The organism is Mycobacterium lentiflavum, assembly GCF_022374895.2.
GTDB lineage: Bacteria > Actinomycetota > Actinomycetes > Mycobacteriales > Mycobacteriaceae > Mycobacterium > Mycobacterium lentiflavum.
Genome location: NZ_CP092423.2, coordinates 721,766 through 742,606, shown reverse-complemented (window position 1 = coordinate 742,606; position 20,841 = coordinate 721,766). Strand labels below are relative to the sequence as shown.

General features: G+C 67.9%; 19 protein-coding genes and 1 pseudogene. 12 read left to right on the top strand and 8 right to left on the bottom strand.

The features are described 5' to 3' along the window. The first annotated feature begins 118 nt into the window (after positions 1–118). The 4 genes and pseudogenes from MJO58_RS03580 (at position 119) to MJO58_RS03565 (ending at position 3,748) form a co-directional block, all read left to right on the top strand. A complete protein-coding gene (locus MJO58_RS03580) occupies positions 119–1,861 on the top strand; it encodes an N-acyl-D-amino-acid deacylase family protein (RefSeq protein ID WP_239722037.1) in 1,743 nt (580 codons plus the stop codon). A 38-nt stretch (positions 1,862–1,899) separates the two neighbouring features. Next, positions 1,900–2,440 (top strand): annotated as a pseudogene (locus MJO58_RS28880) (capsule stability/integrity protein PPE10); the annotation flags it as partial. 330 nt (positions 2,441–2,770) lie between these two features. Beyond that, positions 2,771–3,169 (top strand): pyridoxamine 5'-phosphate oxidase family protein, encoded by a 399-nt coding sequence (locus tag MJO58_RS03570; protein WP_239722035.1) that lies wholly within the window; start codon positions 2,771–2,773, stop codon positions 3,167–3,169. An 18-nt stretch (positions 3,170–3,187) separates the two neighbouring features. Next, entirely contained in the window at positions 3,188–3,748 is a 561-nt protein-coding gene (locus MJO58_RS03565; protein WP_090599611.1) for a carboxymuconolactone decarboxylase family protein, read from the top strand. On the opposite strand, the gene MJO58_RS03560 is transcribed toward MJO58_RS03565, so the two are convergent. From MJO58_RS03560 to MJO58_RS03545, 4 genes are all read right to left on the bottom strand, one after another. Beyond that, positions 3,737–4,561: an SDR family NAD(P)-dependent oxidoreductase gene (locus MJO58_RS03560; protein WP_239722034.1), complete on the bottom strand. Its 825-nt coding sequence runs from the start codon at positions 4,559–4,561 to the stop codon at positions 3,737–3,739. The genes MJO58_RS03565 and MJO58_RS03560 overlap by 12 nt on opposite strands. A gap of 22 nt (positions 4,562–4,583) precedes the next feature. Continuing rightward, entirely contained in the window at positions 4,584–4,925 is a 342-nt protein-coding gene (locus MJO58_RS03555) for a heme-binding protein (RefSeq protein ID WP_259608762.1), read from the bottom strand. Positions 4,926–5,206: 281 nt separating this feature from the next. Continuing rightward, on the bottom strand, positions 5,207–6,832 hold the full coding sequence (gene groL, locus MJO58_RS03550) for a chaperonin GroEL (RefSeq protein WP_090599599.1): 1,626 nt from the start codon (positions 6,830–6,832) through the stop codon (positions 5,207–5,209). A gap of 198 nt (positions 6,833–7,030) precedes the next feature. Beyond that, on the bottom strand, positions 7,031–7,597 hold the full coding sequence (locus MJO58_RS03545) for a TetR/AcrR family transcriptional regulator (protein ID WP_239722032.1): 567 nt from the start codon (positions 7,595–7,597) through the stop codon (positions 7,031–7,033). A gap of 102 nt (positions 7,598–7,699) precedes the next feature. Here MJO58_RS03545 and MJO58_RS03540 point away from each other — a divergent pair, with 102 nt between their 5' ends. From MJO58_RS03540 to MJO58_RS03525, 4 genes are all read left to right on the top strand, one after another. Continuing rightward, positions 7,700–8,614, top strand: coding sequence for an SDR family NAD(P)-dependent oxidoreductase (locus MJO58_RS03540; RefSeq protein WP_239722031.1), 915 nt, complete (start codon positions 7,700–7,702; stop codon positions 8,612–8,614). 76 nt (positions 8,615–8,690) lie between these two features. Continuing rightward, the gene (locus MJO58_RS03535) at positions 8,691–9,194 is read left to right on the top strand and encodes a cupin domain-containing protein (protein ID WP_239722030.1); all 504 of its coding nucleotides are present in this window, start codon (positions 8,691–8,693) and stop codon (positions 9,192–9,194) included. Between the two features lie 134 nt (positions 9,195–9,328). Further along, a complete protein-coding gene (locus MJO58_RS03530; RefSeq protein WP_239722029.1) occupies positions 9,329–10,891 on the top strand; it encodes an FAD-dependent monooxygenase in 1,563 nt (520 codons plus the stop codon). A gap of 4 nt (positions 10,892–10,895) precedes the next feature. Continuing rightward, positions 10,896–11,966: an alpha/beta hydrolase gene (locus tag MJO58_RS03525; protein ID WP_239722028.1), complete on the top strand. Its 1,071-nt coding sequence runs from the start codon at positions 10,896–10,898 to the stop codon at positions 11,964–11,966. Here MJO58_RS03525 and MJO58_RS03520 read toward each other — a convergent pair. Together MJO58_RS03520 and MJO58_RS03515 are read right to left on the bottom strand one after the other, a co-directional pair. Next, positions 11,948–13,390, bottom strand: a complete 1,443-nt coding sequence (locus MJO58_RS03520) for a flavin-containing monooxygenase (RefSeq protein WP_090599577.1) — start codon at positions 13,388–13,390, stop codon at positions 11,948–11,950. The two genes, MJO58_RS03525 and MJO58_RS03520, sit on opposite strands and share 19 nt — an antisense overlap. Further along, positions 13,381–13,872 (bottom strand): VOC family protein, encoded by a 492-nt coding sequence (locus tag MJO58_RS03515; RefSeq protein WP_090599574.1) that lies wholly within the window; start codon positions 13,870–13,872, stop codon positions 13,381–13,383. The genes MJO58_RS03520 and MJO58_RS03515 overlap by 10 nt, the downstream gene beginning before the upstream one ends. A 101-nt stretch (positions 13,873–13,973) precedes the next feature. Here MJO58_RS03515 and moeA point away from each other — a divergent pair, with 101 nt between their 5' ends. Then, a complete protein-coding gene (gene moeA / locus MJO58_RS03510; protein ID WP_239722027.1) occupies positions 13,974–15,182 on the top strand; it encodes a molybdopterin molybdotransferase MoeA in 1,209 nt (402 codons plus the stop codon). On the opposite strand, the gene MJO58_RS03505 is transcribed toward moeA, so the two are convergent. Further along, positions 15,179–16,336 carry an MFS transporter gene (locus MJO58_RS03505; RefSeq protein WP_090599567.1) on the bottom strand — a complete coding sequence of 386 codons (1,158 nt, stop codon included), beginning with the start codon at positions 16,334–16,336 and terminating at the stop codon, positions 15,179–15,181. The genes moeA and MJO58_RS03505 overlap by 4 nt on opposite strands. Positions 16,337–16,469: 133 nt before the next feature. Between MJO58_RS03505 and MJO58_RS03500 the strand changes: the two genes are divergently transcribed. From MJO58_RS03500 to MJO58_RS03490, 3 genes are read left to right on the top strand one after another with little or no spacing between them, the layout of a single operon-like run. Next, positions 16,470–17,201, top strand: coding sequence for a phosphatidylserine decarboxylase (locus tag MJO58_RS03500; RefSeq protein ID WP_420845308.1), 732 nt, complete (start codon positions 16,470–16,472; stop codon positions 17,199–17,201). Further along, positions 17,198–18,091, top strand: coding sequence for a CDP-diacylglycerol--serine O-phosphatidyltransferase (gene pssA, locus MJO58_RS03495; RefSeq protein WP_090599557.1), 894 nt, complete (start codon positions 17,198–17,200; stop codon positions 18,089–18,091). The genes MJO58_RS03500 and pssA overlap by 4 nt, the downstream gene beginning before the upstream one ends. Then, positions 18,088–20,265 (top strand): AAA family ATPase, encoded by a 2,178-nt coding sequence (locus MJO58_RS03490; RefSeq protein WP_239722026.1) that lies wholly within the window; start codon positions 18,088–18,090, stop codon positions 20,263–20,265. The genes pssA and MJO58_RS03490 overlap by 4 nt, the downstream gene beginning before the upstream one ends. Here the strand turns inward: MJO58_RS03490 and MJO58_RS03485 are convergent. Then, positions 20,239–20,835, bottom strand: coding sequence for a TetR/AcrR family transcriptional regulator (locus MJO58_RS03485; protein WP_090599547.1), 597 nt, complete (start codon positions 20,833–20,835; stop codon positions 20,239–20,241). The genes MJO58_RS03490 and MJO58_RS03485 overlap by 27 nt on opposite strands. Positions 20,836–20,841: the final 6 nt, after the last annotated feature.

Genomic DNA, 20,841 nt, shown 5'->3' with positions numbered 1-20,841 from the left:
GACGTCGTTGCCGTCCCGATCGCGCTGGGATTTTCGCGTAGTCAGCGCGGTCGAAACCCACGTGGTCGATCACGAATTGGTCGTGGCACGACTCGAGGCACGGTCGTAGATTGATTAGGTGATCTACGACCTCCTCATTCGCAATGGCACCATCGTCGACGGGCTGGGGGGTGAGCCGTACGTCGGCGACGTCGGGGTGACCGGCGGTGTCATCACGGCCGTCGGGCCACAAAAAGACACCGTGAACGGCGACAGCGCCGAGCGCGAAATCGACGCGACCGGCCTGCTGGTCACGCCGGGTTTCGTCGACCTGCATACGCACTACGACGGCCAGTCCATCTGGTCGGAGCGCCTGACCCCGTCCTCGGCGCACGGCGTGACCACGGTGGTGATGGGCAACTGCGGCGTCGGATTCGCCCCGTGCCGTCAGGAAGACCACGACGTCCTCGTCGACGTGATGGCCGGGGTGGAAGACATCCCGGGCGTCGTGATGACCGACGGCCTGCCGTGGACCTGGGAAACCTTCCCCGAATACCTGAACGCGCTGGAAGCCGGTAAGCGTGACATCGACGTGGCCGCCTACCTGCCACATTCGCCGCTGCGCGTCTACGTGATGGGCCAGCGCGGCGCCGACCGCGAAGCCGCTACCGCCGACGACCTCGCCAAGATGCGGGCGTTGGCCAAGGAGGCCATGGAAGTCGGTGCGCTGGGCTTCGCGTCGTCGCGGTTGACCATCCACAAGACCGAAAGCGGTTCGCCCATACCAAGTTACGAGGCCGCCCGCGAGGAGATCGAGGAGATCGCCAAGGGCGTCGTTGACGGTGGCGGCGGGCTGCTGCAGTTCGTGCCCGATATTCCGGCCGGCGGTTACCAGCCGGTGCTGCAGACGGTGTTCGACGTCGCCGAGGAGGTCGGCTTGCCGGTAACCTTCACGCTCGTCGTCGCCAACGCCGGAGACCCGACCTGGCCCGACGCGATCAACATGATCGAGAAGGCCAACGCCGCGGGCGGCGATATCACCGCGCAACTGCTGCCCCGCCCGATCGGGTTGATCATCGGGCTGCAACTCACCGCCAACCCGTTCGTGCTCTACCCCAGCTATCAGGAGATCGCGCATCTGCCGCTGGCCGAGCGGGTCGCGCAGATGCGCAAGCCCGAGGTCCGCGCCCGCATCCTGGCCGACAAGCCGGGTCAGGGGCACCCGATCCTGTACGTCGCGCAAATGTGGGACTGGATCTTCCCGCTGGGTGAGCACCCCAACTACGAGCCGGACCCGGCGGACAGCATCGGCGCCCGGGCCAGGGCCCGCGGCGTGAACCCGATGGAGGAGGCCTACGACCGGCTGCTCGACGACGAGGGCCGCGCCATGTTGCTGGTCGCGACCAGCAACATGGAGCGCAACTCGCTGAACACGGTCGGCGAGCTGTTGCACCGCGACGATGTGGTGCTCGGGCTCGGCGACGGCGGCGCCCACTACGGGATGATCTGCGACGCCAGCTACTCGACGTTCTTCCTGGCGCACTGGGCGCGGGACCGGGCGTCGGGACGCTTCACGGTTGCCGAGGCCGTCCGCGAGCTGACGTCGGTGCCGGCCCGGGTCGCCGGGCTGGCCGATCGCGGCCGAATCGCGGTCGGATACAAGGCCGATCTCAACGTGATCGACCACGCGGCGCTGCGCCTGCACAAGCCGGTGATCACCTATGACCTACCGGCCGGCGGGCGTCGCCTGGACCAGACCGCGGACGGGTATGTGGCCACGATCGTGTCCGGTGAAGTGATCGCCGAAAACGGCAAACCCACCGACGCGCGCCCCGGCAAGCTGGTCCGCGGCCGCCAAACGGCCCCCGCACCCACGCCATAACGCCACGAAAAGTGGCCCGTCCCGGTTAAGTTATTGCAGTGACGAGCCCGCATTACGCGTGGTTGCCGCCAGAGATCAATTCGGCCCTCCTTTACGCCGGTCCTGGATCGGCGCCGCTGCATGCTGCCGCGGAAGCCTGGGACGGGCTTGCCGAGAACCTGGCCTCGTCCGCATCCTCGTTCTTCTCCGTGGCCTCGGATCTGGCCAACGGTTCGTGGCAGGGCCCCTCGGCGTCCGCAATGCTGGCCGTTGCAACGCAATACGTGAGCTGGCTCAAGGCGGCGGCGGCCCAGGCGGAGGCGACCTCCAGCCAGGCATCGGCGATCGCGGGCGCCTTCGAGACGGCGTTGTCGGCCACCGTGCAGCCCGCGGTGGTTACGGCCAACCGCGCCTTGGTGCGGGCGTTGGCTTCGCAGAACCATCTGGGCCAAAACGCCCCCACGATCATGGACATCGAATCCGCCTACGAACAGATGTGGGCCACCGACGTGGCCGCGATGTCCGGGTATCACGCCGACGCCTCCGCGGCCGCCGAACAGCTGGCGCCCTGGCAGCAGGTCATGCAGAACCTCGGCATGCAATTCAACAACGGTGACCTGATCTTCGGACCCCACTCGGGCACCGGGAGCCTGGCGCACCACATCAACGCCCTGGCCAACCTCGATCACACCGGCGGGCACGTCGGATCCTGGCTGACCGACACCCCGGGCACCGGGTTCGCGCATACCGTGATAAGCGGTTCGGCTTCGGCGGACTTCAGCGCGAGCCTGCTCAACTCGCCGAACGCCGGCACCGGGTTCAACCCGGGAACCTCGAACCTGGGTCTGCTCAGCAATCTGGGCTCGGGCACCATACCGACGGGTTTGACGGCGGAGTAACGACCCGCCCGCGGCGCCTATCCTCGACATCATGCGCACCAAGAAGAGGGTGGATCTGGAAAGGCTGGCGTCCGCCCTGCCCGACTTCCCGTTCGCGTACCTGATCACCGTCGACGACGGATACCGCGTCCATACCGTGACGGTCGAACCGCGGCTGCGCGACGGCGCCGTCCTCGATATCGGACTCATCGGCGGCCGCACCCGCGAAAACCTCAGCCAGCGCGGCGATGTCACCCTGCTGTGGCCGCCGCGCGAGCCGGGCGGCTATTCGCTGATCGTCGACGGCCACGCCGAAGTCGCCGAGTCCGACTCCGAGACAGCGCGGTTGGACGTGGTGCCGACCCGCGCGCTACTGCACCGCGACGCCGATCCCGACGCCGCGGCCAACGGCACCCTGCACGACTGCGTGGTGTTCGCCCTGCCGGGGTGACCTCGTACAGTCAGTCGCATGAGCCGCGTCGCGCCGCTAGCCCCGCCGTGGAGTGAGGAAGACGCCACCAGCATCAACAGCTGGGGCCACCCGGACCGCTCGTATGAGCCCCTACTTCTGGTGCGCTGCCTGCAGCGCCATCCCGCGCTGGCCAACCGGCTGCGCAAGCTCGGTGAATCCCTTTACATCGCAGCGCTTTTGCCGCCGCGAACCCGGACGATCGCGATCCTGCGCAGCTGCGCCCTGGTCGGTTGCGAGTACGAGTGGGGCGGGCAGGCGGCGTTCTGGGGACCGATCGTCGGACTCAGCGACGACGAATGTGACGCGCTGGTGACCGGTGGCCCCGACGACGCGCGGTGGGGCCCGGCCGAGCGGACGCTGATCGAGGCGGTCGACGAGCTGGAGCGCACCGGCTCGTGGTCGGAGGCGACGTGGGCGGCGCTGGGTCGCGACCTCGACGACGAGCAGCGCATCGAATTGCTCACGGCCGTCGGCTGGTATCGCACCATCTGCACGCTGTGCAACGCGCTCGCGCTTCCGGTGGAAGGCTGGATGCGGCGCTGGCCACTAGGTCGCTGAGCGGTCCCGTTTGAGGCCGGGATGCTGCTTTTTCAGTAGCGGCAGCAGCAGACGCCGCGGCATGAACTGAAACAGCCGGGTGCTGACTTGGCTTGGCAGCCCGGGGATCACCGCTGCGCGATCGCCGTCGAGCGCGTCGATTCCGGCGCGCGCCACCTCGCTGGCGGGCAGCCACATGAACTTCGGGAACGCGTCGGCGAACTTCCGCTCGTCCATGCCGGCGTTCTTCAGGAACTCGGTGCGCACTGGGCCGGGGTTGAGCACCGCGACGGTGACACCGCTGCCCGCCAGTTCGCCACGCAGTCCTTCGGTGTAGGTGATCACGAACGCCTTGGTGGCGGCGTAGCCGACCTGGCCGGGGAAGGGGTAGTAGCCCGCGGTGGATCCGACGTTGAGAATCGCGCCGCGCCCGCGCGGCACCATCTGCTGGACCGCGCGCGTGCTCAGGTCGATAACGGCCTCGACATTGACCCGCACCTGGGCGATCTCGTCGTTGACCGACACTTCCGTCACCGGACCGATGGTGCCGATGCCGGCGTTGTTGACCAGGATCTCGACCGTCAGCCCGCGACGGTCGACCTCGCCGAAAAGTCCGGCGCGAGCGGCGGAATCCGCGACGTCGCAGCCGATCACCTCGACGCGAACCCGGCTCGCGAGTTCGTCGGCCAGCTCGTGCAGCTTGTCCTCGCGGCGCGCGACGAGGGTGACGCCGTGCCCGCGATCGGCGAGCTCGCGGGCGATGGCGGCGCCGATGCCCGACGACGCTCCGGTGACGACGGCGGTGCTGGTGGGTGCGGGAGTTGGGAGGGCCACGCACCGAACTTACCGGCCGGACCTAGTTGGACAGTGCGTTGAACAAGGCCGCCAGTTGATCCGGCGACACCGACGTGTTGCATCGGCTGCGCAGGTCGAGCAACGGCTGCGCGATGCCCTTCAGTTCCAGCGCCTCACCGGGATGACTGAGGAAATAGCCACGGACGGACGCCTTTGCGTCGGCCGGCGACTGGTTGACCGCGGCCGTCAGCACGTTGTTGGCATCGGGATGGCCGTCGAGATATCCGCTCGCCGAGTTCAGCACACCGCTCGCGGTGGCAGCGACCCCGCTCGCAGAGCACGGGTCGGGCGAAGCAACCGCGGTTGGCGCGATCCCGACCCCGAGAACGCAACCGGCGATCATTCCGAAAACTGCGCGCCTTGACGATTTGCTCATTGCGTGGTCCCCCTCACACCCGATTTTTGAACCTTCGATAGATCAGTACCCACAATTCGGAAGAACGCCCGGCCGGACTGAGACCAGGGCCATGGCCAACTTGCCCGCCTCACAGCGACCATTCGATCTGTCGCTCGAAGGTGGGCACTAACCCGGCTGTACAGATGACTGCCTGCGTCTCGAACAGCCCTGACGCACGAAAAAGCCCGGCTCCCAAGGGGAACCGGGCTCCTTCGCGTTGCGACTTCTTAGAAGTCCATACCGCCCATGCCACCGGTCGGGTCGCCGACGGGAGCGGCGGCCTTCTCCGGCTTGTCGGCCACGACGGCCTCGGTGGTCAGGAACAGCCCCGCGATGGACGCCGCGTTCTGCAGCGCCGAACGGGTCACCTTGACCGGGTCGGCAACGCCGGCCTTCAGCAGGTCCTCGTACTCACCGGTGGCCGCGTTCAGGCCGGTGCCGGCCTTCGAGTTGCGGACCTTCTCGGCGACAACGCCGGGCTCCAGCCCGGAGTTGAAGGCGATCTGCTTCAGCGGAGCCTCGAGCGCCACGCGGACGATGTTGGCACCGGTGGCCTCGTCACCCTTGAGCTTGAGCTCCTCGAGGGCCGGGGCCGCCTGCAGCAGGGCCACGCCACCACCGGCGACGATGCCCTCCTCGACGGCGGCCTTGGCGTTGCGGACCGCGTCCTCGATACGGTGCTTGCGCTCCTTGAGCTCCACCTCGGTGGCAGCTCCGGCCTTGATCACCGCAACACCGCCGGCCAGCTTGGCCAGGCGCTCCTGCAGCTTCTCGCGGTCGTAGTCGGAGTCGCTGTTCTCGATCTCGGCGCGGATCTGGGCCACCCGGCCGGCGATGGCGTCCGGGTCACCGGCGCCCTCGACGATGGTGGTCTCGTCCTTGGTGATGACGACCTTGCGGGCCTTACCGAGCAGCGAGATGTCAGCGGTCTCCAGGGAGAGGCCGACCTCTTCGCTGACGACCTGGCCACCGGTGAGGATGGCCATGTCCTGCAGCATCGCCTTGCGGCGGTCACCGAAGCCGGGGGCCTTGACCGCCACCGACTTGAAGGTGCCGCGGATCTTGTTGACGACCAGGGTGCTCAACGCCTCGCCCTCGACGTCCTCGGCGATGATCAGCAGCGGCTTGCCGCCCTGAATGACCTTCTCCAGCAGCGGGAGCAGGTCCTTGACGGTCGACACCTTGGAGCTGACCAGCAGGATGTAGGGGTCCTCCAGGACCGCTTCCTGACGCTCGGCGTCGGTGACGAAGTAGCCCGAGATGTAGCCCTTGTCGAACCGCATGCCCTCGGTGAGCTCGAGCTGCAGGCCGAAGGTGTTGGACTCCTCGACGGTGATGACGCCCTCGTTGCCGACCTTGTCCATCGCCTCGGCGATCAGGTCGCCGATCGACTGGTCGCCCGCCGAGATGCCCGCGGTAGCAGCGATCTGCTCCTTGGTCTCGACGTCCTTGGCCGACTTCAGCAGGGTCTCGGTGATCTTCTCGACGGCCTTCTCGATGCCGCGCTTGAGACCCAGCGGGTTGGCGCCGGCCGCGACGTTGCGCAGGCCCTCTTTGACGAGCGCCTGAGCCAGCACCGTGGCCGTCGTCGTGCCGTCACCGGCGACGTCGTCGGTCTTCTTGGCAACTTCCTTGACCAGCTCGGCGCCGATCTTCTCGTACGGGTCCTCCAGCTCGATCTCCTTGGCGATGGACACACCATCGTTGGTGATCGTGGGAGCGCCCCACTTCTTCTCCAGGACGACGTTGCGACCCTTGGGGCCCAACGTCACCTTTACCGCGTCGGCGAGGGCGTTCAGACCTCGCTCGAGGCCGCGACGGGCCTCTTCGTCGTACGCAATTGTCTTGGCCATTGCGAAGTGATTCCTCCGGATTGGGGGTGACACCCAATGGCCGCGTGATGGGCCATCAGGTTACTTACGCTGGCCGGGCGCAGTGCCCGCGACGGACGACCAGAGCTGGCCTCACCGTCCCGACCTAGCACTCACACGCTGCGAGTGCCAACGTCATTCTTAGCACTCGCCCATGCCGAGTGCAAGAACGGGGCACCGTTATCGCCTAGCGCGTAAACCGTCGACCACGACGTCGGTCACCCGCTCGGCCAACTCCTCGTTGTAGGCCTCCATCGCCTGGCATCCGACCATGATCGTCTTCACTTCGCGCACGCCGATGTCGCGCCGCGCGGTGCCCGCCCGCTGCGCGGCGACCAGCAGCTCGTCGAGCATGGCCAGGAAGGCATCCTCGGCATCCGGTACGGCGGCCGCGATGTCGATGCCGAAACCCGCCAGGGCATCGACCAAGCCGCGATCCGCCGCGCCCCACTGCAGCACCAGCGAACGCAGGTAGGCGAACAGCGCCTCGCCCGGTCCGGCGGATTCCAGCAGGGCGTGCCCCTCGTCGACGAGGTGCTGCATGCGGTCCTCGATGACCGCCTGGAACAGCGCCTCCTTGGTCGGGAAGTGTCGGTAGACGGTGCCGGCCCCGACCCCGGCCCGACGGGCGATCTCGTCGATGGGCACCGACAGACCCTCGGCCGCGAAGGTGTCATAGGCGACTTGCAGCACGCGCGCCCGGTTGCGCGCCGCGTCGGCACGCAGCCGACGTTCAGGCTGCGCCATCTATTCACCACCCATCGGTTGACAAAGCGGGGCGCACGTTCCGTATAGTGCGAATCAACCGGAGCATTCGCCCCGTTTAATTTACCCGCAAAGGAGTTTGCCATGGCCAAGTGGACAGCAGCGGACATTCCCGACCAGAAGGGCCGCGTCGCCGTCGTCACCGGAGCCAACACCGGCCTGGGCTACGAAACGGCCGCCGCGCTCGCCGAGCGGGGCGCCCACGTTGTGCTCGCGGTGCGCAATCTCGACAAGGGCAAGGACGCCGCCGCCCGGATCGCCGCCAAGAGCCCCGGCGCCGACGTGGCGCTGCAGGAGCTCGACCTGACGTCGCTGGACTCCGTCCGCACGGCCGCCGGACAGCTCAAGTCCGACTACGACCGCATCGACCTGCTGATCAACAACGCGGGCGTGATGTACACGCCGAAGGAAACCACCAAAGACGGCTTCGAGATGCAGTTCGGCACCAACCACCTGGGCCACTTCGCGCTCACCGGCCTGCTGCTGGAGCGGCTGCTGCCGGTCCCCGGATCGCGGGTCGTGACGGTGAGCAGCATGGGCCACCGCATTCTGGCCGATATCCACTTCGACGACCTGCAGTGGGAGCGCTCCTATAACCGCGTCGCAGCCTACGGGCAGGCCAAGCTGGCCAACCTGCTGTTCACCTACGAGCTGCAGCGCAAGCTCGCCCCCCACGGCACGACGATCGCCGCCGCCGCCCACCCCGGAGGGTCAAACACCGAGCTGGGCCGCTACACGCCCGCGGCGTTCCGGCCGCTCGTCAACGTGTTCTTCTCGGTGATCGCTCAGGACGCGGCCATGGGAGCGCTCCCGACGCTGCGCGCGGCCACCGACCCGGGCGTCCTCGGTGGCCAGTACTACGGCCCCGACGGGTTCGCCGAGACCCGCGGCTACCCCAAGCTGGTCTCCTCCAGTGCGAAGTCCCACGACGTCGACGTGCAGCGTCGGCTGTGGTCGGTCTCTGAGGAGCTCACCGGGGTCGTCTACCCGTCCGACTAGGGCAGATCGAGCAGCCGCTCATCTTGCGCCTTTCCCGAACCTCACCCCGGCGATGCCAACTGGCAGGCTGGATTCCGTGTCTCTCGTCGTGCCGCCGTATCCGCCGCCCCGCTACACCGCCGACCAGCCGGAGGTCAGCGCCTGGCTCAGACGGGCCCCCGAAAATGGAGGGGCGCCGCCGGACTACGAGACCACCGGGGTTACGTACCACTACCTCGCCAACCAGCAGGCCACCGACGGCGACTACGGCCTGTACCGGGTCGATATCGGCCCGGCCGGCGGCGGGCCCCCGGCACACTTTCACCGGGCCATGTCGGAGGCCTTCTTCGTACTGTCCGGGACGATCAAGCTGTACGACGGCACCGAGTGGGTCGACGGCCGCGCACGCGATTTCCTCTACGTGCCGCCGGGCGGAATCCACGGCTTCCGCAACGAGGCCGACGAGCCCGCGTCGATCCTGATGCTTTTCGCGCCCGGCGCGCCGCGCGAGGCCTACTTCGAAGGCTTTGCCGCGCTGGCCGCCATGACCGACGACGAACGCAGCGAGTGGTTCGTCCTGCACGACAACCACTGGGTCTGACGCGTCGGGTTGCCCGGCGTTAGCGCCTTATTCAACCTGAGTTTCATCAGGGCGTGAGATTTCGCTTGCGTTGAGACTTTTTTCAACGTAGCGTGAGACTAGTTTCAACGAACCGTGAAAAACAGGAGAAGTTCATGAGCACTACCTCGAGCCCTGACGTCTTGGTCGTCGGCGCCGGGCCCGTCGGGCTGGTCGCGGGCTGCGAACTCGCCCGCCGCGGCATCCGCGTGCGGGTGATCGACAAGTTGACGGAACCGACCGACCAGTCCCGGGCCATCGCGGTGCATTCCCGCAGCCTGGACATGTACGCCCGGATGGGCATCGTCGACGAGATGGTGAGCACCGGGGTCAAGGCCACCGCGATGAAGATGTACGCCGGCCGCAGCAGGCTGTTCCACGTCCCGTTGGGCGGCGTCGACAGCGCGTTCCCGTTCAGTTTGGTGACGGCACAGACCGAAACCGAGCGCGTTCTCACCGAATACCTGGAGTCGCTCGGCGTCACCGTCGAGCGCGGTGTCGAGCTGACCGCGCTGAAGCAGGACGACGCCGGCGCACACCTCACCTTGCGGCACGCCGACGGAGTGACCGAACTCCTCACCACGCCGTGGGTGATCGGGGCCGACGGCGCCCGCAGCACCGTGCGCAAACTGGTCGGTACCAAACTCGCCGGTTCCTTTGTCGGAGAACGCTTTCTGCTCGGCGACGTCGACGCCGAGCATCAGCTGGACCGGGACGCGATGTACACCTTCTTCGCCACCGAGGGCCCGGTGGTGGTACTGCCGATGCGCGACGGGCGGATGCGGTTCCTGGCCGAGGTCCACGACGAGCCCGGCACGCCGCTGAACCTGCACCCGACGCAGGACGAACTGCAGACGATCCTCGACCAGCGAGTCGGCGGCATCCGGTTGGTCGGCTCGCATTGGCTGACCACTTTCGAGGTGCACCACGCGCGGGTGCCGGCCTACCGCTGGGGCCGGGTCTTCCTGGGCGGCGACGCCGCCCATATCCACAGTCCGGCCGGCGGCCAGGGCATGAACACCGGCATGCAGGACGCGTTCAACCTGGCCTGGAAGCTGGCCGCGGTGGTCGAGGGCGACGCCGGTGAGCGACTGCTGGACAGCTATGAGGCCGAACGGCTACCCATTGCGCAGAATGTCATCTCCTTCACCGATCGGCTCACCAGGGTCGGCACGCTCTCCGGCGTGCCGCGGGTCATCCGCAATCTGCTGGTGCGCACGCTTTCGCACATCCCGGCGACCCGGCAATTGGTCGCCAACGTCGTCGCGGAGATCGGTATCTGCTACAAGGACGGCCCCATCGCCGTGGGACCGCGCCTAAAGCACGCCAAAGTGGTTGCCGGTGAACATTTTCCGCATGTCGTCGATGAGACGCTGCAAAAACAGCTCAGTGCGGTCTGCGGTGTGCAGAATACCGGCCATACCGTGGTCACCGTCGCCGACGCACACGTGGCACCGGCCGCGGGCGACGGTCAGCCGCAGATCCTGGTTACCGGTACGGACACGCCGGTGGCCGGGTATGACGCCGTCATCGCCGACCCGAAAGGTCTGGTGGCGCAGCGACTCGGACTCACCGACGGCGGCCGGGTCGTGATCCGCCCGGACGGCTACCTCGGGGCCGTCGCCGCCCTGGACGACACCACCACCATCGCCGACTACTTCGCCACACTGAGGAGCTGAACCCATGTACACCTACGACATCGACGCCGCGGACATGTTCGAGGACCGCACGCACCAGTTCGAGAAATTCGGTATTCCGCTCGAGGACATCGAACGGGTCCGCGAAGCCGTCACCGACATGTGGACCGACGCGCCGGGTGGCTGGACCTACGAATGGTCGAAGCTGGCAAACGAATACGCCTACCGCGGTGACCACCACATGGCGTCGCTGGTCTATGGTTGCGCGAAGTTCCCGTGTCTGACCGATCAAGCCCGGGTGCAGGCAATGCGCGACCAGCTCGAGCAATTTCAGTTGGCCGCGCCGGATTTCCCGGTGCGCTTCGAACGCCGCATCATCACCGTCCCCTATCGCGGCGGCACCGTCGAGGTGCCCGTCCACCTGTACTCCACCGACGGCGACTATGCGGCGCGGCCGGTGCTGATCGCCAGCGGTGGGGTGGACACCTGGAAGATGGACATCCACCCGTGGTGGGTCGGGTTTACGATGAACGCCGGGGTGTCCACGCTGGCCTTCGACCACCCGGGCACCGGCGAAACCACGATTCCGCTCGATCAGCACGCCGACCAGGTGATCCACGGAATCGCCTCTTATGCAAGGACACTCGGCGACGGCCGGACGGCGCACTTCGGCGCCTCATTCGGCGGTAACTTCGCCGCGATGTCTGGATTGTCCGGGATCGTAGACGCTGCAATCGATCTCGGCGGCCCGGTTGTCGACTCCTTCGAGCCGAAGAATGTCAAGAAACTGCCCTACGGAATGCACGACATTCTCGGCAACGCCATGCACTGGGACCATTCCCCCACCCTGGATGAGCTCAGCGCCGGCATCGGTCAACTGAACCGAGCAGATCTTCTCGCCCAGCAGAATAATTCTGCGATGCTGGTCGTCAACGGCGCCGACGATTACTTCATCCCGCAATCGGACACCCTGGTCTTCAAGGGCCGCCCGAACACCGAGGTGCACCTGATCGAGGGCGCCGGTCACGTCGCGATGAGCAAGGCTCCCGAGGTGGTACCGATGATGATCGGGTGGCTACGCAACCAGTTCACCGACAACTACGCGCGCAGCTCGTAGTCCTCGTCCACCAGCGTGCGGGTGCGCTCGAAGAAGGTCCGCCCGCTGTAGGGCAGTTGGGTGACGACCTTGCCGCTGGGATGGCGAAAGTAGTTGGTGCAGGCCAGCCAGACCTTGCCCTCCATCGCGGCCTGGATCTCGGCGTTGTAGCGGCGCTGCGCATCCTCGGTGACCTCGATGGTGCGCGCCCCGCGACCACGCATCACGTCGAGCATCTGCCGGATGAAGGTCGTCTGCGCCTCGTGGATGTAGATGATCGAGTTGACGCCATTCGTGTTGGGGCCGTAGAGCGTAAAGAAGTTCGGGTATCCGGCGATCAACGTGCCGAGGTAGGCCTCCGCGCCGTCACTCCAGTCGTCGCGCAGCGCACGGCCGCCGCTCCCGTACACGTCGATGCTGGCGAGATAATCGGCGGCTTTGAAGCCGGTGCCGTAGATGATGGTGTCGACGCGGTGCTCGACGCCGTCGGCGGTGCGCACCCCGCGTTCGGTGATCTCGGCGATCGCGCTGGTTTCCAGGCTGACGTTCGGCAATCCAAACGTCGGGTACCACTCGCGGGACATCAGCGGCCGCTTGCAGCCCACCGGGTAGTCCGGCGTCAGCTTGGCGCGCAGCTCAGGATCGGCGACCTTGCGCATCAGGTAACTGCGAGCGAGCTCGGTGGCCTCGCGCGTCTGATTCGCGTCGACGTCGAAACTGGACGACTCGTAGGCGTCAAATGCCTCGTCGCGCAACTTCTGCACCGCCGCCGGATTGCGTTCGAACTCTGCGTGTTGTTCCGGGGTGAACGGAAAATCGAATCGGGGAGAGATCCAGATCGGTGTTCGTTGAAAAACGGTGAGATGTGCAGTTTTTGGGGCGATCGCCGGGACGTACTGAATCGCGCTGGCGCCCGTGCCGATGGACGCGACCCGCTCACCTGCCGTCGACTTGCTGTGATCCCACCGCGCGGAGTGGAATCGCCTGCCCCGAAACCGCTGCGCCCCTGGAATATCCGGAACGTTGGGCACGTCGAGCATTCCGACGGCGCTGACCACGGCGTCGAACTCGTGCTGATCGCCGTCGCCGGTGACGAGCGTCCAGCGTCGGCGGCTGTCCGACCACTGCGCGGTGGTGATCGAGGTGTGGGGCCGCAGGTGCGGGCCCAACCCGTGTTCGGCGGCAACCCGTTCCAGGTAGGCCAGGATCTCGGGCTGGTTCGCGTAGGTCTTGCTCCATCGCGGGTTCAGCGCGAACGAGTACGAGTACAGATGCGACGGCACGTCGCAGGCCGCACCCGGAAACGTGTTGTGCCGCCAGGTACCGCCGAATCCGTCGGCGCGGTCGAAGATGGTGAAGTCGTAGCCGCCCTCGGCGAGCTGGATTCCCATCGCGATGCCGCCGGCGCCGGCGCCGATGACCCCGATGCGCGGCTTCAGTCCCATTGCGCGAAGTAGGGTCGCTCGGGCCGGCTCTTTTCCACCAGGATGAACACCACGCCCCATGGATCGACGAACCAGGTGGTGCGCACTCGCGCCACGTCGGCGGTTCCGCTCACCAGGAACCGGACTCCCTTGCCCTCGAGTTCGGCGCGGGTGGCCTCGAGATCCTCACAGATCAGCCCGACGTGCGAGAGCCCGTGGTCGGTGAGGGCCCTGCCGGCGCCACGCCGGCCGTCAGGAGGGCCACCATCGACGTTGAGGTACTCGATCACCTCGAGGACGCGATCGCTGCCGTCGCCGAAGCCGACGATGGCGGCCTTCATCGTGGGATCGGCCACCAGCTCACCCATGTCGTTGCGAATGGCGTTACCGGCCATCACATACGGCGGCGACAGCACACGCAGGCCTAACACGTCACGGTAAAAGGCCACCGCGGCCTCACAATCCGGTACGCACACCCCGGTGTGGGCCAACCCGGTAATCACGTTCTCGACTCTACGTCGGCCGGCACGGATCGCAGAGGATGAGTTTCCGACGCCGCGACCACCGGCGTCGGCTCCGGAATCCGAGGGCCGATAATGGCCGGGTGCGGTCAGTCGAGGAACATCAGCGCGTCGTAGCTGCCATGATCAACGCCCGCCCCGCCGTGACGGTGCCACTGACGCAGGCGCAGGGCCTGGTGCTGGCGGACGACGTGATCGCCGAGCTGGCGCTGCCGGTTTTCGACAACTCCGCGATGGACGGATACGCGGTGCGCGCCGAGGAGACCGAGGGCGCCGCACCCGACCGGCCGGTCGTCTTGCCGGTCGCCGAGGACATTCCCGCCGGGCGCACCGATCAGTTGACGCTGCAACCCGGAACCGCGCACCGAATCATGACCGGCGCGCCGATGCCGGCGGGGGCGACGGGCGTTGTGCCGGTGGAGAATACCGACGGCGGCGTGGAGTCGGTGGCGATCCGCGCACCTTCGGAGCCCGGCAAGCACATCCGCCGGGCCGGCGAAGACGTGGCGCCGGGCACCACCGTACTGCGCGCAGGTCAGGTCGTCACGCCGGCGGTGCTGGGCCTGGCCGCGGCGCTGGGATTGCCGGGGCTGCCGGTGATCCCGCGGCAACGCGTGCTGGTGATCTCGACCGGGACGGAGCTGGTGACGCCGGGCACCTCGCTGCAGCCCGGACAGATCTACGAGTCCAACTCGATCATGCTGGCCGGGGCCGTGCGTGAGGCGGGCGCGGAGGTGATCGCCGTCGCGACCGCCCAAGACGATGTCGCGCAGTTGCGCTCCATCCTGGATCGGCACGCGCCCGAGGCCGACCTGATCATCACCAGCGGCGGCGTCAGCGCCGGCGCCTATGAGGTCGTCAAGGACGCGTTCGGCCCGGACGGCATGCAAGGCGGTGAAGGGGTGGCATTCGTCAAGGTGGCAATGCAACCCGGGATGCCGCAGGGCATCGGCCGGGTGGCCGGCACCACGATCGTCACCCTGCCCGGCAACCCGGTCAGCGCGCTGGTGTCCTTCGAGGTGTTCATCCGTCCCGCGCTGCGCACGGCGATGAGCCTGCCGAATCCGCACCGCCCGCACCGGCCCGCGGTGCTTGCCGAGTCGCTGACCTCGCCGAAAGGTAAACGCCAATTCCGGCGCGCGATTCTCGACAACGGCAGCGTGCTCAGCTACGGCCCGCCGGCCTCGCACCATCTGCGGTGGCTGGCTTCCGCGAACGGCTTACTGGATATCCCCGAGGATGTCGTGGAGGTGGCCGCCGGAACCGAGCTGCAGGTCTGGGATCTGAGCTAAGCCTGCCGATGGAACTCGTCGGCCGCGTTGAACGCGGTGGTGGCGCGGATCGCGATTGCGGCCACGCAGACCATCACGGGAATGGTTACCAACGCCGCCGACAACCCGATCCAGTCGGCGAGATGACCGATCAGCGGCGGCCCGAGCAGGTAACCCAGCCAGCCGCTGGCGGCCACGATCGTGATGGCCGAACCCGCGTTGCCCGCCGAGTAGGCGGAGCTGAACGCGGTCGGCACCAACAGCGCCACGCCGGCGCCCAAGCAGGCGAACCCGATCACCGTGACAACGGGGTTGCCCAGCGCCAGCGTTACGCACATCGCGATCGCCGCGAACACGGCCAGTGCCGGCAGCAGCCGGCGCGCGGAAAGCCGCGCCTGCAGGCCGGTGGCGCCCAACCGGGTGACGACCATCAGCAACGTGTACGCGGCGTAGCTCAGCGCGGCCACGCCCGGGCTGGCCCCCACGACGTCGCGCGAGTAGGTGGCCGACCAGTCGGCCGCAGCGCCCTCGGACAAAAATGACGCGAACGACACCAACGCCAGGACGGAAACCGCCGCCGTCAACCCAAAGCGCTTGGCGGAGCGCGTATCCGAACCGTCGGACGTTGCCTGGTCGGGTACCAGGTAACGCAGGAACGGTACCGCGACAACCAGGACGACGACCCCCACCACCCCCAGCAGCGGGGTAAGACCGACTCCGGCGCCCACACACGCCGCTCCAGTGCTGGCGCCGAGCAATCCACCGGTGCTCCACATGCCGTGGAAGCGGGCCATGATCGGCGCCCGGGCGAGCCGCTCGACGGTGCCGGCCTGAGTGTTCATCGCGACGTCCAGCGCACCCTGAAAGACACCCCACACCGTCAGCGTCAGGAACAGCGCCAGCTCACCGGAGGCCAGCCCGATAGCCGCCCCGGCGAGGGCGTAGCCGACAAGCGTGACGGGAACCAGCCGGTGGCTGCCCCACCGGGGCAATGCCCAATGGCAAAAGATCATCGCCGCAACCGAACCCAACGGCACACCGAAGAGGGCGGTGCCGAGCGCCGCGTTGGAAAGCCCGAGCTGAGCTTTGACTTGCGGGATATACGCGACCCAGGCCGAGGCCAGCACCGCGTGAGCCGTGAAGACGATGGCGACGGTCAATTTTGCGCGCCGCAGCCGCGTCGCCGCGCGGTCACGAGTCTGCGATTGAGTCGAGATCCGTACACCCCCTATGCGTGTGATAGACCGATGCTTCCATTGCCGGCCTGCACGAAGCGGCCCGCCACCCGGGCTCCGTAAGATGACGCGGGTGGCACGACGCCCCCGCCATTCCGCTGACGAAGGCCTGTCCTACCAGGGCCCTACCGTCAGCGCACGGCACATGCTCGAGTTGGTGCGCGAAACCGTTCCGCCGGTGCATCCCGCGGGGCTGCCGTTCATCTCCGCCGGCTTGGCCCTCGCGCTGGTCGGACGCAACCACCGATGGCCGCGCCGGGTCGGTCTGCTGGCCGCGGGCGCCTGCGCTGCGTTCTTCCGGCACCCCCCAAGGGTGCCCCCGACGCGGCCCGGTGTCGTGGTCGCCCCCGCCGACGGCGTCGTCTGCCTGGTCGACTCCGCGGCCCCGCCCGCGGAACTGAGCATGGGCGACGCGCCGCTGCCGCGGGTCAGCATTTTCCTGTCGATCCTGGACGCCCACGTGCAGCGCGCCCCAGTCGGCGGCGAGGTGATCGCCGTGCAACACCGCCCCGGCCGTTTCGGGTCGGCCGACCTGCCGTCGGCGAGCGACGAGAACGAGCGCACCAGTGTGCGGATCCGGACCGACAATGGCGCCGAGGTGGTCGCCGTACAGATCGCCGGGCTCATCGCGCGCCGCATCGTCTGTGACGCGCACGTCGGGGACCAGCTGTCGATCGGCGACACCTACGGCCTGATCCGGTTCGGCTCCCGGCTGGATACCTACTTGCCGCCGGGCAGCCAGCCGATCGTCGCGGTTGGGCAGCGCGCGGTGGCCGGCGAGACGGTATTGGCCGACCTGCGATGACCAACAAGATTCGGGGCCGGGCGGTCAACCTGCAGATCCTGCCCAGCGCGATGACGGTGCTGTCGATCTGCGCGGGACTGACGTCGATCAAGTTCGCGCTCGAGCATCAGCCGAAGGCGGCGATGGCGCTGATCGCCGCCGCGGCGATCCTCGACGGGCTGGACGGCCGGGTGGCCCGCATCCTGGACGCGCAGTCGCGCATGGGCGAGGAGATCGACTCGCTGGCCGACGCGGTGAACTTCGGCGTGACTCCGGCGATCGTGCTCTACGTGACGCTGTTGTCGACGTCGCCGGCCGGCTGGATGGTTGTGCTGCTGTACGCGGTCTGCGTCGTGCTGCGGCTGGCGAGGTTCAATGCGCTGCAGGACGACGGATCCAAGCCCGCCTACGCGCACGAGTTCTTCGTCGGAATGCCCGCGCCGGCCGGCGCGATCTCGATGATCGGCCTCATCGGGCTCAAGCTGCAGTTCGGCGATGGCTGGTGGTCGTCCACGGTGTTCCTCTGCGTCTGGATCACCGGAACATCAATGCTGATGATCAGCAAAATCCCGATGCGCAAGATGCACGCCGCGGCGGTGCCACCGAACTGGGCGGCGCCGCTGCTGGCCATCCTCGCGATCTGCGCGGCGGCGGCGGTGCTGGCCCCGTACGTCCTAATCTGGGTCATCATCATCGCTTACCTGTGCCACGTCCCCTTCGCGGTGCGCAACCAGCGCTGGCTGGCCGCGCACCCCGAGGTGTGGGGCGAAAAGCCCGAGCAACGGCGCGCGGTGCGGCGAGCCAACCGCCGCGCGCAGCCCAGCCGGCGCCCCATTGTCCGGCTGGGACGACCCGGCGGACGATCGATGGCGCGGCTGGGGTTGCGTAAGCCGGGTGGACGCTTGCCATGACGGATCCCGGCGCGGGGTCCGGACAGCTCACGCTGACCGCCCGGCTGAACACTTCAGCCGTCGACTCGCGCCGCGGCGTCGTCCGAATGCACCCGAACGCCGTTGCCGCCCTTGGCATCCGGGAGTGGGATGCGGTGTCGCTGACGGGATCGCGAACCACCGCGGCGGTGGTGGGGCTCGCCGAAACGGCGATCCCGGTGAGCACGGTGCTGCTCGACGACGTGACGCTGTCCAACGCGGGCTTGCGCGAGGGCACGGCGGTGATCGTCAGCGCGGTCACGGTGTACGGCGCACGATCGGTGACACTGAACGGCTCGTCGCTCGCCATTCAGTCGATTAGCTCGGCGACGCTGCGACAGGCGCTGCTCGGGAAGGTGATGACCGTGGGCGACGCGGTGTCGCTGCTGCCCCGCGACCTCGGCCCCGGCACCTCGACGTCGGCAGCCAGCCGGGCGCTGGCGTCGTCGGTCGGGATCGGCTGGACCTCCGAGCTGCTCACGGTCACCGGCGTGGACCCCGACGGACCGGTGAGCGTGCAGCCGAACTCGCAGGTCTCCTGGGGCGACGGGGTCCCGATCAGCGCTGCGGCGTCTCGGTCAGAACAGATCCGCGTCGCGAACCCCACCATCCATGTCGACGATCTCAAGGGCTCACAGGCACAGGCCCGCAAGCTCACCGAATGGCTCAAACTCGCCCTCGATGAACCTCATCTACTGAAAACCCTTGGCGCCAGCACGAATTTGGGCGTCCTGATATCGGGCCCGGCCGGTGTCGGCAAGACCACGATGGTGCGCGCGGTATGCGCGGGCCGCAGGGTGGTCGAGCTCGACGGCCCGGCGGTGGGCGCGCTGGCGGCCGAAGATCGGCTCAAGTCGGTGGCCGCCGCGGTGACCGCGATTCGGGACGGCGGCGGCGTGCTGCTGATCACCGATGCCGACGCGCTGCTGCCGGCGACCCCCGAGCCGGTGGCCGCCCTGATCCTCGCCGAGCTGCGTACCGCGGTGGCCACCGACGGCGTAGCGCTGATCGCCACGTCTGCGCTACCCGACCAGCTCGATCCGCGGCTGCGCTCCCCCGAGCTGTGCGACCGGGAACTCGGGTTGCCGCTCCCCGACGGCGCGACCCGAAAAGCACTGCTGACGACGCTGCTGAAGTCCGCGCCCGCCGGCGAACTGGATCTCGATGAAATCGCTGGCCGCACACCAGGTTTCGTGGCCGCTGACCTAGCCGCCCTGGTGCGCGAGGCGGCGCTGCGGGCGGCGTCACGGGCCAGCGCCGACGGCCGGCCGCCGACGCTGCAGCAGGACGATCTGGTCGGCGCGCTGAGCGTCATCCGGCCGCTGTCCCGCTCGGCGAGCGAGGAGCTGACCGTCGGAAACGTAACGTTCGACGACGTCGGCGACATGATCGAAGCCAAACAGGCGTTGACCGAGGCGGTGCTGTGGCCGCTGCAACATCCCGACACCTTCACGCGTCTCGGTGTCGATCCACCACGCGGAGTGCTGCTCTACGGGCCGCCGGGCTGCGGCAAGACCTTCGTGGTCCGCGCGCTGGCCAGCACCGGGCAGCTGAGCGTGCATGCGGTCAAGGGCTCCGAACTGATGGACAAATGGGTGGGCGCCTCGGAGAAGGCGGTCCGCGAGTTGTTCCGGCGGGCAAGGGATTCGGCGCCGTCGCTGGTGTTCCTTGACGAGATAGACGCGCTGGCGCCGCGGCGTGGGCAGAGCTTCGACTCGGGCGTCACCGATCGCGTGGTGGCCGCGTTGCTGACCGAGCTCGACGGCATCGACCCGCTGCGCGACGTCGTGGTGCTGGGCGCCACCAACCGGCCCGATCTGATCGATCCCGCACTGCTGCGCCCGGGCCGTCTGGAGCGGCTGGTGTTCGTCGAGCCGCCCGACGCGGCCGCCCGCCGCGAAATCCTGCGCACCGCAGCCAAATCCATCCCACTGAGCACGGATGTCGATCTCGACGACATCGCCGCCGAACTCGACGGATACAGCGCGGCCGACTGCGTGGCATTGCTGCGCGAGGCCGCGCTGACCGCGATGCGGCGCTCCATCGACGCCGCCGAAGTCACCGCGGCCGACCTCGAGGCGGCCCGCAACAACGTGCGGCCCTCCCTGGATCCCGTGCAGGTGGAGTCGCTACGCGCGTTCGCCAAAGCTGTCTAGCACCGCACGCACCGACACCGCGACATCAGCCTCCAGCCAGGACGGCATCGGATCGTCGCGCGCGTGCCGCCGGACGACGGCATACGGCAGGTCGACGATCGCCCGCGAGACAGCGTCGACGGACCGGGAATCCCTGCGCCCATAGAGTTTGCGAGCCAGCACCCCGACCCGATCGATCAGCGGCGCATTCATCGCGGCCACCGTCTCCTGGAATTGCGCGTCGGGCTCGTCGTCGAGCAGGTCAGCCGGACGGATGGTCAGCAATAGCCGCGCGTCCTGCGGAAGTTCGCGCGCGAAGCTGATCGCCGACACGGCCATCGCCACCGCGATTTCGGTCGGCGTATCGGCGTCTGCGCCCATCGCCCGAGACTGGAAGCGTTCCAGCGCGCGCAACCACGCCGCGGTCAGGATGCCGTCGCGGTTGCCGAAGCGGTGATACAGCGTGCCGGCCGGCGCGCCGCTGGATTTCGCGATCGCGGCGACACTGGCCGCGCGCGGTCCGCCGTCGAGCACCAGCGCTCGGGCTGCGTCGAGGATCACATCGGTTTCATGCTTCCGCGGAGGTGCCATGATCTA